This window comes from Streptomyces cyaneochromogenes (assembly GCF_003963535.1).
Classification (GTDB): domain Bacteria; phylum Actinomycetota; class Actinomycetes; order Streptomycetales; family Streptomycetaceae; genus Streptomyces; species Streptomyces shaanxiensis.
Genome location: NZ_CP034539.1, coordinates 4,324,567 through 4,339,744 on the forward strand (window position 1 = coordinate 4,324,567; position 15,178 = coordinate 4,339,744).

General features: G+C 71.0%; 13 protein-coding genes. 5 read left to right on the forward strand and 8 right to left on the reverse strand.

Going from position 1 to position 15,178, the window contains the following annotated elements; all coding sequences use genetic code 11:
• Positions 1-25: 25 nt before the first annotated feature.
• The 3 genes from pfkB to EJ357_RS19330 all read right to left on the reverse strand — a co-directional run bounded on the left by pfkB (position 26) and on the right by EJ357_RS19330 (position 3,564).
• Positions 26-973 (reverse strand): 1-phosphofructokinase, encoded by a 948-nt coding sequence (pfkB, locus tag EJ357_RS19320; RefSeq protein WP_126392871.1) that lies wholly within the window; start codon positions 971-973, stop codon positions 26-28.
• The gene (locus tag EJ357_RS19325) at positions 970-1,731 is read right to left on the reverse strand and encodes a DeoR/GlpR family DNA-binding transcription regulator (protein ID WP_126392872.1); all 762 of its coding nucleotides are present in this window, start codon (positions 1,729-1,731) and stop codon (positions 970-972) included. Before EJ357_RS19325 ends, pfkB begins: the two co-directional genes overlap by 4 nt.
• 255 nt (positions 1,732-1,986) lie before the next feature.
• Positions 1,987-3,564 (reverse strand): MFS transporter, encoded by a 1,578-nt coding sequence (locus tag EJ357_RS19330; protein ID WP_407698499.1) that lies wholly within the window; start codon positions 3,562-3,564, stop codon positions 1,987-1,989.
• Between the two features lie 62 nt (positions 3,565-3,626).
• On the opposite strand from EJ357_RS19330, the gene EJ357_RS19335 reads away from it, so the two are divergent.
• Positions 3,627-4,592 (forward strand): helix-turn-helix transcriptional regulator, encoded by a 966-nt coding sequence (locus EJ357_RS19335; protein ID WP_126392874.1) that lies wholly within the window; start codon positions 3,627-3,629, stop codon positions 4,590-4,592.
• 514 nt (positions 4,593-5,106) lie between these two features.
• On the opposite strand, the gene EJ357_RS19340 is transcribed toward EJ357_RS19335, so the two are convergent.
• Positions 5,107-6,102: a sigma-70 family RNA polymerase sigma factor gene (locus EJ357_RS19340; protein ID WP_126392875.1), complete on the reverse strand. Its 996-nt coding sequence runs from the start codon at positions 6,100-6,102 to the stop codon at positions 5,107-5,109.
• A 180-nt stretch (positions 6,103-6,282) separates the two neighbouring features.
• On the opposite strand from EJ357_RS19340, the gene EJ357_RS19345 reads away from it, so the two are divergent.
• Positions 6,283-6,813, forward strand: a complete 531-nt coding sequence (locus EJ357_RS19345) for a GNAT family N-acetyltransferase (RefSeq protein ID WP_126392876.1) — start codon at positions 6,283-6,285, stop codon at positions 6,811-6,813.
• A gap of 57 nt (positions 6,814-6,870) precedes the next feature.
• Here the strand turns inward: EJ357_RS19345 and EJ357_RS19350 are convergent, their stop codons facing one another.
• On the reverse strand, positions 6,871-7,656 hold the full coding sequence (locus EJ357_RS19350) for a dioxygenase family protein (protein ID WP_126392877.1): 786 nt from the start codon (positions 7,654-7,656) through the stop codon (positions 6,871-6,873).
• A gap of 120 nt (positions 7,657-7,776) precedes the next feature.
• Between EJ357_RS19350 and EJ357_RS19355 the strand changes: the two genes are divergently transcribed.
• The gene (locus EJ357_RS19355) at positions 7,777-8,346 is read left to right on the forward strand and encodes a MarR family winged helix-turn-helix transcriptional regulator (RefSeq protein WP_126392878.1); all 570 of its coding nucleotides are present in this window, start codon (positions 7,777-7,779) and stop codon (positions 8,344-8,346) included.
• Positions 8,347-8,460: 114 nt separating this feature from the next.
• Here EJ357_RS19355 and EJ357_RS19360 read toward each other — a convergent pair whose 3' ends face one another.
• Together EJ357_RS19360 and EJ357_RS19365 are read right to left on the reverse strand one after the other, a co-directional pair.
• On the reverse strand, positions 8,461-10,002 hold the full coding sequence (locus tag EJ357_RS19360) for an MFS transporter (RefSeq protein WP_126392879.1): 1,542 nt from the start codon (positions 10,000-10,002) through the stop codon (positions 8,461-8,463).
• A gap of 113 nt (positions 10,003-10,115) precedes the next feature.
• Positions 10,116-10,778 (reverse strand): TetR/AcrR family transcriptional regulator, encoded by a 663-nt coding sequence (locus tag EJ357_RS19365; RefSeq protein ID WP_126392880.1) that lies wholly within the window; start codon positions 10,776-10,778, stop codon positions 10,116-10,118.
• A 336-nt stretch (positions 10,779-11,114) separates the two neighbouring features.
• On the opposite strand from EJ357_RS19365, the gene EJ357_RS19370 reads away from it, so the two are divergent.
• Both EJ357_RS19370 and EJ357_RS19380 read left to right on the forward strand, forming a co-directional pair.
• Positions 11,115-12,398, forward strand: coding sequence for a M6 family metalloprotease domain-containing protein (locus tag EJ357_RS19370; protein WP_126392881.1), 1,284 nt, complete (start codon positions 11,115-11,117; stop codon positions 12,396-12,398).
• A 160-nt stretch (positions 12,399-12,558) separates the two neighbouring features.
• Positions 12,559-14,262, forward strand: coding sequence for an IclR family transcriptional regulator domain-containing protein (locus EJ357_RS19380; protein WP_126392882.1), 1,704 nt, complete (start codon positions 12,559-12,561; stop codon positions 14,260-14,262).
• Positions 14,263-14,397: 135 nt separating this feature from the next.
• Here the strand turns inward: EJ357_RS19380 and EJ357_RS19385 are convergent, their stop codons facing one another.
• Positions 14,398-14,985, reverse strand: a complete 588-nt coding sequence (locus tag EJ357_RS19385) for an NADPH-dependent FMN reductase (RefSeq protein WP_126392883.1) — start codon at positions 14,983-14,985, stop codon at positions 14,398-14,400.
• Positions 14,986-15,178: the final 193 nt, after the last annotated feature.

Below are 15,178 nucleotides of genomic sequence, written 5' to 3' on the forward strand. Positions count from 1 at the left end.
AGAACTGTGACAACCGCGACATTGCTCATGACACCGGCTCCTTCAGTACACGGTCCACCGGCACCTCGGCCGTGACCGTCACCGCCGTCAGGTCCACATCACCCGGGGACGGCATCACGCTGCCGGGCAGCTGCACGGCAGCCGCGCCGTGGGCGACCGCCGAGGCGAGGGCCTCCGGCCCGCTGCCGCCGGCTATGAGGAATCCGGCGAGGGAGGAGTCTCCGGCGCCGACGTTGCTGCGTACGACGTCGACGCGCGCGCTGCCGAACCAGGCGCCCGAGCCGTCGACCAGCAGTTGCCCGTCGGCGCCCAGGCTCGCGAGGACGGCCTGCGCACCCATCTCGCGCAACTCCTCGGCCGCCTTCACCGCGTCACCCACGGTGGCCAGCGGGCGCCCGACGGCCTCCGCGAGCTCCTCGGCGTTCGGCTTCACCACGTCGGGGCGGGCGCGCAGGGCTTCGAGGAGGGCGCGCCCGGAGGTGTCCAGCGCGATCCGCGCGCCCCCGGCGTGGGCCCGGGCGACCACATCGGCGTACCAGGACGGCGCGAGCCCGCGGGGCAGGCTGCCGCAGCAGGCGATCCAGTCGGCGTCGCGCGACTGCTCACGGACCGTCTCCAGGAGCAGCTCCTGCTCGGCCGCGGACAGCTCGGGACCGGGTGCGTTGATCTTCGTCAGTACGCCGTCCGACTCCGCGAGCGCGATGTTCGAGCGGGTGGCCCCGGCCACCGGCACCGGCGCGACCTCGATGCCCTGCGCGTCGAGCAGGTCGGCGACGAGCGCGCCGGGCGCACCACCCAGCGGCAGGACGGCGATGGTGCGCTGCCCGGCTGCCGCGACCGCGCGCGAGACGTTCACACCCTTGCCGCCCGGGTCCATCCGCTCGCCGGTGGCGCGGATGACCTCGCCGCGGTCGAGGGAGGGGACCTCGTACGTACGGTCCAGGGACGGGTTCGGGGTGACGGTGAGGATCATGCGCGAACTACTTCCGTGCCGCCGTGCTCGATCGCGGCGGCGTCTTCGGGGCTCAGCCCGCTGTCGGTGATCAGCAGGTCCACGTCGCTCAGGTCGCCGAAGCGGGCGAAGTGCTCCTGACCGTGCTTGGAGGAGTCGGCGAGCAGCACCACCCGGCGGGCCGCGGCGACGGCCGCGCGCTTCACGGCCGCCTCGGCGAGGTCGGGGGTGGTCAGGCCGTGCTCGGCGGAGAAGCCGTTGGCCGCGACGAACAGGACGTCGGCGCGGATCTCGCCGTACGCGCGCAGCGCCCAGGCGTCCACGGCGGCGCGCGTGCGGTGCCGTACGCGCCCTCCGACCAGGTGGAGCTGGATGCCGGGGTGGTCCGCGAGGCGGGCCGCGATGGGCAGGCTGTGCGTGACGACGGTGAGGGACGCCTCCAGTGGGAGCGCCGCGGCGAGGCGGGCCACCGTCGTACCGGCGTCGAGGATCATCGTGCCCTCGGTGGGCAGCTCGGCGAGGGCCGCCTTCGCGACGCGGTCCTTCTCGTCGGCCGCCGTCGACTCGCGCTCGGCGAGGTCCGGCTCGAAGTCCAGGCGCCCGACCGGGATCGCGCCGCCGTGCACACGGCGCACGAGCCCGGCGCGGTCGAGGGCCTTCAGGTCCCGGCGGATCGTCTCCGCCGTCACCTGGAACTCCTCGGCCAGCGACAGGACGTCCACTCGGCCGCCGTCACGGGCGAGCCGGAGGATCTCCTGCTGCCGCTCCGGTGCGTACATGTCCGTTCGCCTCCGAACTGTGCCCGAACTTGTGGTTTCGCTGGGAGGCTACGCCCGGATTTCCGGAAAGTAAACAGGTTCGGATGCAATCGGGCATGAGCACATTCCCACTCGGGCATGATCGGGCTTCCGGCATCGGGCATGGTCGGGCTTCCCGCATGGGGAGATCCGACAGGGGGAGACACGAGAACGACGAAGGGCCCGGCACCGAAGTGCCGGGCCCCTCCCCCGCTCTCAGAGCCTGTGAACAGGCTCTCAGCCCACCAGCGCGGGCTCCTTCCGCGGCGCCGGTGACGGATCGTCGGCCGCTCCCTCGATGTGCTGGGCCGACCGCTTCGGCAGCGCGAACATCAGCAGGAAGATGACGGCCATCACCGCGGCCACCCATCCCAGCGCGTGCTGGAAGCCGTCCGCGAAGGCCGCGCCCACCGCCGGTCCGTGCGCGGACTCGGCCCCCTCCGCCAGCCGGTCGTCGATGACGCCGAAGAAGACCACGGAGACCAGCCCCAGCCCGAGCGCGTTGCCCATCTGCTGGACGGTGCTGATGAGGCCGGACGCCGAACCCGAGTGCTCGCGGGGCACCTCCGAGAGGATCGCGTCCGTCAGCGGGGCCACGATCAGGCCCATGCCGACGCCCATGACGACCAGCGGCAGAGCCATCTGCCAGGGGGCGATGGACAGGCCGTAGTGGCCGGACTCCCAGATGTAGATCAGGACGCCGATCGCCATCACCAGCGCGCCCGCCTGGAGCACCTTGCGGCCGAAGCGCGGCACCAGCTTTCCGACGGACAGGCCGGCCGCCGCCGAGACCGCGATCGAGAACGGGATCCCGGTCAGACCGGCCTTCAGCGGGCTCCAGCCCAGGCCGTACTGCATGTACAGCGTCCAGACCAGGAAGAAGATGCCGAGCGCGACACCGAAGACGGTCTGTACGGCGATGCCCGCCGCGAAGCTCTTCACCTTGAACAGGGACAGCTCGACGAGCGGGGAGCCGTCCCGGTCGGCCTTGCGCCTCTCGTACGCCACCAGCGCCCCGAGGACCACGAGCGCGCCGCCCATCGACACGTACCCCCACAGCGGCCAGCCCAGCTCGCGGCCGCGGGTCAGCGGGTAGAGCAGCATCAGCAGGCCGAGGGTGACGAGCGCGACGCCGACCAGGTCCAGCTTCAGGGCCTTCGGCGCCTTGGACTCGGTGATGAAGCGGCTGCCGAGGATCAGGCCCGCGATGCCGACCGGGAGGTTGATGAGGAAGATCGGGCGCCATTCCAGGCCGAAGAGGTTCCACTCCGTCAGCAGCGCGCCGAGGAGCGGGCCGGTGACCGCGCCGAGTCCGACGACCGCGCCGAACAGGCCGAAGACCTTGCCGCGTTCGTGCGCCGGGAAGGTGGCGTGCACGATCGACAGGACCTGCGGGACCATCAGCGCCGCCATGCCGCCCTGCAGAATCCGGGCCGCGACCAGCATCTCCGGGTTCGCGGCGAAGCCGCACAGGGCCGAGGCCAGGGTGAAGCCGGCGATGCCGACGAGGAACAGCCGCTTGCGGCCGTGGATGTCGCCGAGCCGCCCGCCGGTGATCAGGCCCGCGGCGAACGCGAGGGCGTAGCCGGCGGTGATCCACTGGATCTGGCTGAAGGTCGCGCCGGCGTCCCGCTGGATCGACGGGATCGCGACGTTGACGATCGTGACGTCGACGAGGTCCATGAAGGCCGCGGTCATCACGATCGCCAGGGCGAACCAGCGGCGGCGGTCGCCCGCGGCGGGCTCCGCGGGCTCGGCGAGCGGGGCGCTGTGGTGGGTCACGGGGTCGGTCCCCGCTGAGGTCCTTGAGGTCATGGAAGGAAGTTACGACCCCATTAGGTCAGATCGTGTCCTAGTTCTGCGGCATCCTCGAATTCATGACGACGGATACTCCGGCACGGCTGCTCCAGCTCCTCTCCCTCCTCCAGACGCCTCGCGAATGGCCCGGCGGTGAGCTCGCCGAGCGCCTCGCGGTGTCCCGGCGCACGGTCCGGCGGGACATCGACCGGCTGCGGGAGCTCGGTTATCCCGTGCAGGCGACCAAAGGGGCCGACGGCGGCTACCGGCTCGTCGCGGGCAAGGCGATGCCGCCGCTCGTGTTGGACGACGAGGAGGCCGTCGCGATCGCGGTCGGGCTGCGGGCCGGGGCCGGGCACGCGGTAGAAGGAGTGGAGGAGGCGTCCGTGCGGGCGCTGGCGAAGCTGGAGCAGGTGCTGCCGTCCCGGCTGCGGCACCGGGTGGCCACACTGCAGGCCGCGACGACGCCGCTGACCAGTGGGGACGGGGCGAGTATCGCGCCCGAGACGCTGACCGTGATGGCGTCGAGCGTGGCGGGGCAGGAGCGGTTGCGGTTCGCGTACCGGGCGGGGGACGGAACCGAGTCGCGGCGGCTGGTGGAGCCGTACCGGCTGGTGTCGACCGGGCGGCGCTGGTACCTCGTCGCCTACGACCTCGACCGGGCCGACTGGCGGACGTTCCGGGTGGACCGGGTGAGCGAGCCGTTCGCCACGGGGGCGCGGTTCGCTCCGCGGGAGTTGCCGTCGGGGAGTGCGGCGGAGTATCTGCGGCAGTCGATGTGGCGGCGGCAGGAGACGTACGAGTTCTCGGTGACGTTCGACGCGCCCGCGGAGTTCGTCGCGGCCCGGTTGCCGGGGTGGCTGGGGGCGCCGGAGCCGGTCGGGGACGGACGGCGGTGCCGGTTGCGGGGCTCGGCGGGGGATGCCGTGGAGTGGATGGCGGTGCGGCTGGCGATGGTGGACTGCGAGTTCGCGGTGGAGTCGCCGGAGGAACTGGTGCGGTGCGTACGGGAGTTGGGGGGCCGGCTGGGGCGGGCCGCGGGGTGAGACCGGGGCCGGGGTTCCGGGGGATCGGCACGTCGTTGCGGGCGGCTGCGCCGAGGTGGCACGAGCCGATCAGGGACGCTCCGCCCATGTGACAGAATCTGCCCTTTGGTGGGCCACCCCGTGGTTCAGGTACGGGGTGGCCCACCGGTCCAGGGCGCGGCCCGGTGGACCCAGGGCCCACGACTACGGGCACCGAACCCAAAAGAGCCGGGCCCCGGCACCCAGGGGGGATAGGCGCCGAAGCCCGACTCGGGGAAAGTCCCGGCGCCGGGGGGAGTGCGTCGGGACTTGGTCTCTTGGTGTGTGGTGTGCTCGGGGCGCGGTCGGCGGGGTCCGTCGATCTCCGTCCGGGCCGCGAGGCCGTCGCCTCAGGTCCCGAACTCCCTTGCCCGGAAGTCTTGTTCCCGGTGCTCCATCGGTTGAAGCGGCGTTACATCGCCATGTTTGCGCGGTCTTTCGCCACCCGGCGTACGCCGCAGCCGGACACACACCCCCGGCCTTCCCGCCCGAGGCACTACGCGGCCGCGTCGAACCCGGTGCTCCGCGCCAGCTTCTTCAGCTCCAGCAACGCGTGCTTCTCGATCTGCCGGATCCGCTCGCGCGTCAGGCCGTGCTCCTTGCCGACCTCGGTCAGCGTGCGCTCGCGGCCGTCCTCGATGCCGTACCGCATCTTGATGATGGACGCCGTGCGCTGGTCGAGGCGGCCGATGAGGTCGTCGAGCTCCTCGCTGCGCAGCAGGGTCAGGACGGACTGCTCCGGGGAGACCGCCGAGGTGTCCTCCAGCAGGTCGCCGAACTGGGTCTCGCCCTCGTCGTCCACCGACATGTTGAGGGAGACCGGGTCGCGGGCCCAGTCCAGGACGTCCGTCACACGGTCCGCGTTCGAGCCGAGTTCGGCGGCGATCTCCGCGGGCTCCGGGTCGCGGCCGTGCTCGCGGTTGAACTCACGCTGCACGCGCCGGATTCGGCCCAGCTCCTCGACCAGGTGGACGGGGAGGCGGATGGTGCGGGACTGGTCGGCTATCGAGCGGGTGATGGCCTGGCGGATCCACCACGTCGCGTACGTAGAGAACTTGAAGCCCTTGCGGTAGTCGAACTTCTCCACCGCACGCACCAGGCCGGCGTTGCCCTCCTGGATCAGGTCCAGCAGGGGCAGGCCGCTGCGCGGGTAGCGGCGGGCCACCGCGACGACCAGGCGGAGGTTGGAGCGGATGAAGACGTCCTTGGCCCGCTCGCTCTCCTCGACGAGGGCTTCCAGCTCCTCGCGGGTGGCGTCAGCCCTGGCCTCCTCGTACCCGTCGAGGACCTGCCTGGCGAACACACCCGCCTCGATGATCTGCGACAGCTCGACCTCTTTGGCCGCGTCGAGCAATGGCGTGCGCGCGATCTCGTCGAGGTACATGCCGACCAGGTCGCGGTCCGCGATCTCGCCGCCATGGGCGCGAACACTGCTTGCCGTGTCGGTCCGGCCGGTGGCGGACTGACGACGGGCGACGGCACGGGTTGCCATGCGTGCTCCCTTGCGATGTGGGGCGGGCGGGTGATTCGTGAACGCTTGGGACTCTGCTCGAGTGCCCTGCATCCGATGGAAACAACGACTGGAATCAGGACAGAATTCCCAACCCGCCCCTCAATTTTTCTGATCTTGCAGTACCCTGTCCGGCCACGTCCGGCCACACGAGGAGGCCCGATGCCGCCGGAACGTAGAGAGGTGCAGGTCAGGCCGGGAGTCGAGAGTGACCTCGAAGCCCTCACCGAGCTCTACAACCACTACGTACGTGAGACGCCCATCACATTCGATACGGAGGCCTTCACGCCGGAAGAGCGCCGCCCTTGGCTGCTCTCCCACCCTGAAGACGGGCCGTACCGGCTGATGGTTGCCGTGGAGGCCGGCCTCGAAGGGAACTCACAGCGGATTCTCGGCTACGCCACATCCAGCGCCTTCCGGCCGAAGCCCGCCTACGAGACCTCCGTCGAGGTGACGATCTACCTCGCGCCGGACTCCGGCCGCCGAGGCGTCGGCGCCCTCCTCTACAAGGCCCTGTTCGAGGCCCTGGCCGAGGAGGACCTGCACCGCGCCTACGCCGGCATCGCGCAGCCCAACGAGGCGTCGACCCGGCTGCACGAGCGGTTCGGTTTCCGGTACGTCGGCACGTACCGCGAGGTGGGCCGCAAGTTCGGCCGGTACTGGGACGTGGCCTGGTACGAGAAGGAGCTGTAGCTCCCCCGCGCCCGGCCGAACCGCACCGGCTCCCGTCGTCCGAACCGCACCGGCCCGTCAGCCGAACTGCACCGACCGCTTCGCCAGCCCCATCCAGAACCCGTCGATCACCGACTTCTGACCGGCCGCCTCACCGGCCGCGTCCGCCGCGCCCATGGTCACGAACAGCGGGGCGAAGTGCTCGGTGCGCGGGTGGGCGTAGCGGCCGGCCGGGGCCTTGTGGAGGAAGTCCAGCAGGGCGTCCCAGTCGCCGTTCTCCAGCGCCCGGCGGCCCCAGTCGTCGAACTCCACGGACCAGGAGGGGATGCCGGCCTGCCGCAGGGCGGCGAGGTTGTGGGTGAAGAAGCCGGAGCCGACGATCAGCACACCCTCGTCGCGCAGCGGCGCCAGCTTGCGGCCGATGTCCAGCAACCTCAGCGGGTCGAGGGTCGGCATGGAAATCTGGAGGACAGGGATGTCGGCTCCGGGGTACATCTCGACGAGCGGTACGTAGGCGCCGTGGTCGAGCCCGCGGTCCGGGATGTCCTGCACGGGCATGCCCGGGGCGCGCAGCAGCTTCCGTACGGACTCGGCGAGCTCGGGAGCGCCGGGTGCCGGGTACGTCACCTTGTAGTAGTGCTCGGGGAACCCCCAGAAGTCGTAGACGAGAGGAACGGACTCGGTGGCACCGATGGCAAGCGGGGCCTCCTCCCAGTGGGCGGAGACCATCAGGATCGCCTTGGGGCGCGGCAGGCCGGCCGACCATGCCGCGAGCTCACCGGGCCAGACCGGGTCGTCCGCGAGCGGCGGGGCACCGTGGCTGAGGTAGAGGGCAGGCATGCGCTCCTGCGTGGCGGCGGACATGGTGGCGACTCCCTCCGGAGAGCTGAAGCCTTATTTGCTTCAAAACTAAAGCTTCTCTCTTCCAAGACGGTACGCCTCGGTAGTTAAAAGTTCAAGGAGAGCTCTCGTACAGTGGAGTACATGAATACGGCACCGACCTCCGCGCCACCCGCGGCCGAACCCGGACCCGAATCCGAGCGAGTACCCGAACAGGCCCACGCGTCGGCACCGCCGCGCTGGCTCACCGACGAGGAGCAGCGCGTATGGCGCTCGTACATCGAGGCGTCCACGCTGCTCTGGGACCACCTGGACCGCCAGCTCCAGCGGGACGCGGGCATGCCGCACGTCTACTACGGCCTTCTGGTCAAGCTCGCCGACGCCCCGCACCGCAGACTGCGGATGACCGAGCTCGCGATGCTCGCCAAGATCACCCGCTCCCGTCTCTCGCACGCCGTCGCCCGGCTGGAGAAGAACGGCTGGGTGCGGCGCGAGGACTGCCCCGACGACAAGCGGGGCCAGTTCGCGGTGCTGACCGAGCAGGGCGTGCGGGTGCTGCGGGACACGGCGCCGGGCCATGTGGAGGCCGTACGGCAGGCGCTGTTCGACCGGCTCAGCGTCGAACAGCAGCAGGCCCTCGGCGAGATCATGCAGATCGTCGCCGAGGGCCTGCAGCCGAGCGAAGCGGGTGCGGACCTGCCCTGGCTCCGCTGAGCCGCTCGATTCAGCGAGCCGGGGCAGGTCCTGCGAGGCGGTACGTACGGAGCGTCCCCTTCCCCGTACGTACGCCCGGTCCCAGGGGGTACGGCCGTACGGTCGTCGTCGGTATCAGTGCGCGACGACCGGCACCGGCACCTCGTCCGCCGCGCCCTCCTCGGAGGACGCCACCGTCGTACCGTCGGGGCGGCCGGCGTTGACGAAGGTCACGACGATGAGCGCGGCGAGCACCAGCATGCCGACGGCGAACCAGATCGCGTTGGTGTATCCGTGCACCATGCCCTCCAGCTGGACCAGCTGCTGCTGCGAGCGGGAGCTCGCGGAGCCGATGTGGTCGGCGATGTAGGAGGTCGTGGCCGAGGCGGCGATCGTGTTCAGCAGGGCCGTACCGATCGCGCCGCCCACCTGCTGCGAGGTGTTGACCATCGCGGAGGCGACACCCGAGTCCCGGGGCTCGACGCCCAGGGTGGACAGGGACATGGCCGGCATGAAGGCCGTACCCATGCCGAGACCGAGCAGCAGCATCGCCGGCAGGATGATCGAGGTGTAGGACGAGCCGATCTCGAGCTGGGTCATCAGGAGCATGCCCAGGGCGGCGACCAGGAAGCCGGGGCCCATCAGCAGCCGCGCCGGGACGCGGGTCATCAGACGGGTGCCGATCTGGGTCGAGCCGACCATCATGCCGACGATCATCGGCATGAACGCGAAGCCCGTCTTGATCGGCGAGTAGCCCTTCACGATCTGCAGGTAGTAGGTCAGGAAGAGGAACGTGCCGAACATGGCGATGATCGCGATGCCGAGCGAGAGGTAGACGCCACCGCGGTTGCGGTCGGTGACCACACGCAGCGGCAGCAGCGGGGCCTTGACCTTGGCCTCGGTGACGACGAACGCGAGCAGCAGGACCGCGGAGGCGACGAACATGCCCACGGTCACGGAGTCGCCCCAGCCGTCGGACTCGGCGCGGGTGAAGCCGTAGACCAGCGCGACCAGGCCCAGGGTGGACAGCAGGACGCCGGGGATGTCGAGCGGGTTGCGGTTGCGGCCGCCCTCCGGCTCACGGATGACGAAGTACGCGCCGGCCGCCGCGACGATCGCGAACGGGATGTTGACGAAGAACGTCCAGCGCCAGTCCATGTACTCGGTCAGCACGCCGCCGAGGATGAAGCCGACGGCGCCACCGCCACCGGCGATCGCACCGTAGATGCCGAACGCCTTGGCGCGCTCCTTGGCGTCCGTGAACATCACGGCGAGCAGGGAGAGCGCGGCGGGAGCGAGCAGGGCGCCGAAGACACCCTGCAGGGCACGGGCGCCGAACATCATGGCCTCGTTGGTGGCCGCGCCACCGAGCGCGGAGGCGCCGGCGAAGCCGACCAGGCCGACGACGAAGGCCCGCTTGCGGCCCCACAGGTCGGCTATGCGGCCGCCGAACAGCAGCAGACCACCGAAGGCCAGGGCGTAGGCCGTGACGACCCACTGCCGGTTGCCGTCGGAGATGCCCAGGTCCTGCTGGGCGGAGGGCAGGGCGATGTTCACGATGGTCGCGTCGAGCACGACCATGAGCTGGGCCAGCGCGATGAAGACGAGCGCTTTCCAGCGGTTGGGATCTACAGCGCCGAGGGCACTGCTCGGAGCCTTTGCGGCCGTTTCAGACATGGGGGTACCCACTTCGGGACTTCGTGACGGAAAAAAGGTGTGTAAGGGGACGGCCCGTCATCGGTGACGGCCGGTGAAAGTCGTTGCGTTACGGACTGCTGTGGAACTCTGAACTAATCGCTGCTGACAGGGCAGTCTTGGCGGAGGTCCTCCATGGTCACGGCCGTTCCCGGGAGTTCGGAGCGGGCCGGGGCCCGCAGTCCGTCCAGGAACAGCTGCAGGGTGCGGTGTGAGAAGCGGTCGAAGTTGGCGCAGGCCGTGCCGGCCGGCGGACGGGACAGCTGGGCCACGGCGACCATCACGTCGCCGACACCCACGTCCGCCCTCATCTGACCGGCCGCCTTGGCCCGGTCCATGAGTTGCTGGGTCAGTTCCTCGACGCGTTCGCGTGCCGCCTCCAGGTCGGGGTGGTGCTGGTCGAAGGTGCTCTGGACCATCGGGCACAGCGCGCTGATCCGCTCGTCGGCCGCGGTGTGCACAAAGCTTTCCAGAGCCTCGAAGGCGTCCCCGGTCTCCGCGAGCGCGATCTCGGCCGCCTCGGACGTCCGGTCCATGACGGAGCAGACGACCTCGCGGACCAGCGCGTCGCGGTCGGGGAAGTTTCGGTACACCGTGGCGTTGCCGACGCCGGCCCGGCGGGCGATCTCGTCGAGCGGCACATCGGGGCCGAACTCGACGAACATCTCCCGGGCGGCGGTGACGATCCGCTCCCGGTTGCGCAGGGCGTCGGCGCGCGGCCGGGGCGCCTTGCGCGGTACGGGGGTTGCGGTCTGCACGGCGTACTCCTGAGTTGGGTGAGCTCCGGTTGATGAGCTCTGGCTGGTGAGCTCCGGTTGATGAGCTCCGGTTGATGAGCTCCGGTTGACGGGCTGCCCGGAGGCTATCCGGGGAGAGCCTCCCCGTTTCGCTCGGACACATGGCTAAACGGGGAAGAGCTCCCCGGTTATTTCCCGCCGGCGAAAAGATTTCATGTGACCTGGATCACAAGCTCCCGCTCGTAAGGACCCACGTTCGGTCTCCTCCAACGCGCGCCCGCGCACCCGTCGACACAGGGTGATCGAGAGGGTGCAGCACGCGGTCCGGCGGGCTGCCATGGACTGAAGGGCCCATGCATGCAGCCGAGCCGTCGGATACGCCCCCGCCGTGCAATCGCCCTCGCCTCCGTGACCGCCCTGACCCTGGCGGTCAGCACCTCGGCAGGCACCGGGCGCCACACGGCGGGCACCCTGACGGCGGCGGGAGCGGGACCGGTGGCGGCGCTCGCCCGCTCCTCCCCCCTCGGCCCCTGCATGATCAGCGGCCGGCCTACGGTCCAGATGTCGGAGGGCGTGCCGACGACACGCGGCTACTCGCGCTCCACCGGCACCGTGCACGCCCTCACCGTGATGGTCGACTTCCCCGACGCGCCCGGTCAGGGCCACGCCCTCGACCGCTTCGCGGAGTTCTTCCCACAGACCCAGGACTGGTTCCGCACCAGCTCCTACGGCCGCCTCGACTACCGCCCCCGGACCCCGATCCGCGGTTGGCTGCGCATGCCCAAGTCCTTCCACGCCTACGGCATAGAACGCGGCGCGCCCTTCGACCCCGGGTACCGGCAGCTGGTCCAGGACATCGTGGCCTCGGCCGATCCCAAGGTGAACTTCAAGTCGTACGACTTCCTGAACGTGCTGGTGACGCCGAACGCCGGCCCGTCGGCCCTGGACACGGTCCTGTCGGTGTCCTTCGCCGGCAACACGGAGGCCCCGGTGGCCGACGGCGTCTCCGTCGCCAACGCCTCCTTCGTCTACTCCCGCCAGGACGACGGCTCCGGCTCCTACCACCGCACCGGCTACCGCGTCCTCCCCCACGAGAACGGCCACGTCTTCGGCCTGCCCGACCTGTACACCGCGGAGGGCGGGAGCGCGGTCGGGCACTGGGACATCATGAGCGAGGACTGGGGGGCCAACAACGACCTGCTCGGCTGGCACAAGTGGAAGCTGGGCTGGCTGGACCCGGCCCAGGTACGGTGCGCGGCCGCCTCCGGCACCTCCGAGTACGAGCTGACGCCGCTGGCCCGCGAGGGCGGCCCGAAGCTGGTGTTCGTCCCGCTGGACCGCCGCAGCGGCTACGCCGTCGAACTGCGCACCCGCGAGGGCAACGACGAGACGGTGTGCCGCCCCGGCGTCCTGATCTACCGGGTCGACGCGGACGTGGACACCGGGATGGGCCCGGTAAAGGTCCACGACTCCCAACAGGACAGCGGCGGCTGCACCCGCAGCCCGAACGTCCACGCCGAGCTGTCGGACGCGACGTTCGTACCCGGGGAGGAGTTCACGGACTCGAAGCGGGGGGTGCGGGTCGCGGTGGTGGGGGCGGATCTGACGGGGAGCTACCGGGTGCGGGTCACTCGGGGGTAGGCGGGGCGGGGGTGGGGGTGGGGGTGGGGTCGGGCTTGGGGGACGGAGACGGGAACGGGGATGGGGCGAACACTCGGGCGGGGGCGTGGGGCAGGGTTGCGGATCGCGCGCGTAGGGCGGATTACGGTTAGGGCTGCTGCGACCGCCGTACGGAGAGCCGATGCCCGCGAAGACGACCCTGGACGACGACCGTGCCGTGCCGGCGGAGGCGGTCACTCCGCTGATCCGGGGTGTGGTGGTGCTGCGACGGCTGACGGAGGCCGGCGGGACGCTGAGCGCGAGCGGGCTGGAGCGGAGCACCGGGCTGGCGCGCTCGACGGTGGACCGGATCGCGTCCACGCTCGCGCGCATGGGATACGTCCGCCTCGACGGCCGTGATGTGGTGCTGGCCCCCCGTGTGATGGAACTCGGCAACGCCTACCTGGCCGCCCTCGGCCTGCCCGCCCTGCTCGCCTCCCACGCCGACGCGCTCGCCGACGCGCTGGACGAGTCGGTGTCCCTGGCGGTCGCCGACCGCGACGGCATCCGCTTCATCCACCAGGCGACCCGCCGCCGCGCGATGTCCCTCAGCTTCCGCATCGGCGACCGGCTCCCCGCCGAACGCACCGCGCCGGGCCCGCTGTTCGCGACGGAGTGGACGGACGCGCAGTGGCGGGCATGGCACGAGCGGCGGGCGGCGGACCCGCAGGACCGGGGCTTTCCCGCCGTACCACCCCGGGAGCACACGTCACCCGACGAGGACGAAGAGTACGACCAGGACTTCGCACGCCGGGCCGAACGGGCCGGCAAGGACGGCTGGGCGCTGGACGACCAGTTGATCGAGCCGGGGCTGGTGGCGGTGTCGGTACCGGTACGCGACCCCCGCGCGGGCGGCCGTATCGCCTGCGTGGCGAACGTGGTGAGCCACACGAGCCGCCACACGGCCGCGCACCTGCGCGACACGCTCCTCCCCCGCCTGCGCACGGCGGTGGCGGAGATGGAACGCGAACTGCGCGAGGCACCCGAACCCGCGCCCGGCCCGGCACCGACCGGCCTGGCGACCTGGACGGGCGCCTCCAAGCAGGAGCTGGGCAGGGAGTTCGTCGAGTCGCTGGCCCGCGGACTGACCGTACTGACCGCCTTCGGCGCGGGACGGGCCGAACTGACGCTCACGGACGTGGCACGGGCGACGGGTCTGTCCCGCGCCACGGCACGCAGGGCCCTCATCACGTACGAGCATCTGGGCCTGGTACGCCAGTCCGGCACCCGCGGCTTCGCGCTCACCCCCCGCGTCCTGTCGCTGGGTTTCCCGCCCCTGTCCCGCACCTCCTTGGCCCGGATCGCTGCTCCGCACCTGGCCGAACTGGCCTACCGCGTCCACGAGTCGGCGTCGCTGGCGGTGCTGACACCGTCCGGCGAGGAGATCCAGTACACGGCCCGGGCCGCCACCGCCCGCGTGATGAGCGTCAACGTGACGGTCGGCACACGGCTGCCGGCCTACGCGACCTCACTTGGCCGCGTCCTGCTGGCGGATCTCCCGCCCGGGGAAAGGAAGTTGGACGCGAGCGGGGCAGCCCTGCTGCGCCCGCTGACCCCCCGCACGATCACCGACCCCTCCACCCTGACGGCCGCCCTGGAGGACGTCCGCGCGCGGGGGTACGCCCTGGTCGACGAGGAGCTGGAGGAGGGCCTGCGCTCGGTGGCGGTACCGGTCCGCGACCGCACGGGCCGGGTGGTCGCCGCGGTGAACGTGGCGACGCACGCCGCTCGGCGGACGGTGGAGGAGTGCGTACGGGAGGTGCTGCCGGAGCTGTTGGAGACGGCCGGGCGGGTGGAGGGGGACCTGGGGGTGGCGGGGAGGTTCGCTCGGGTGTCGGTGGAGTGAGGTGAGGCGGGGAGGTTCGCTCGGGTGTCGGTGGAGTGAGGTGAGGCGGCATCGCCTCACTGCCCGGGCAGCCGCCGACCGGGCAGCCGCCGCGCCCAGGGTGCGACCTCGGCCGCCGTTGCCCACGGTGCGATCTCAGCCGTCGTAAGGCCTGGCGGCACGCCCCTCGCGCAGGGTCAGCCCCCACCAGGCGAGCTGGTCCAGCAGCACGGAGGCGGCCTTGGAGGTGCCGTCCGTGTCGTGCGGGCGGCCCTCGTCGTCGAACTGCTCCCACGCCATGTGGAAGCTCACGGTGTCGCGCAGAGTGACGGCGTGCAGCTCGGCGAAGACCTGGCGCAGCTGCTCCACCGCCCGCTGGCCACCGGCCATACCGCCGTAGGAGACGAAGCCGACCGGCTTGGCCCGCCACTCCCGGTACACGTAGTCGATGGCCAGCTTCAGCGAGGCCGGGTACCCGTGGTTGTACTCGGGCGTGACGACGACGAACCCGTCGAGCCCACCGATCCGCTCGGCCAGGGCCGGGGCGTCGTCCGGGGCGGCGGACCGCTCCAGGGTGAGCTTGAGCTCGCCGGCGAGGGCGGGTTCGGACAGGTCGATGACATGCGTCTCCATGTCGTCACGCCGGCCGATCTCGGAGACGAACCACTGAGACACCTTGTCGGCGAAACGGCCGGGACGAACGCTGCCGATGAGAACGCCGATCTTGAGCGGGGGCTGCGACATGGCACGGGACATGGTGTACCTCGGTTCCGGGAAGTCGGTCGGGAGCGATCGAGCGCCACCTCCGGGTGGGGCCCGCTCAAGCAACGTAAAATCTCAAGCGAACTTGAGGTCAAGCGCTCCCGGAGAGCCCCGAGGGAGGCCCCCGAAGAAGATCGCCGAACCACACCACCGATCACCGGCAACCGGGGCGAAC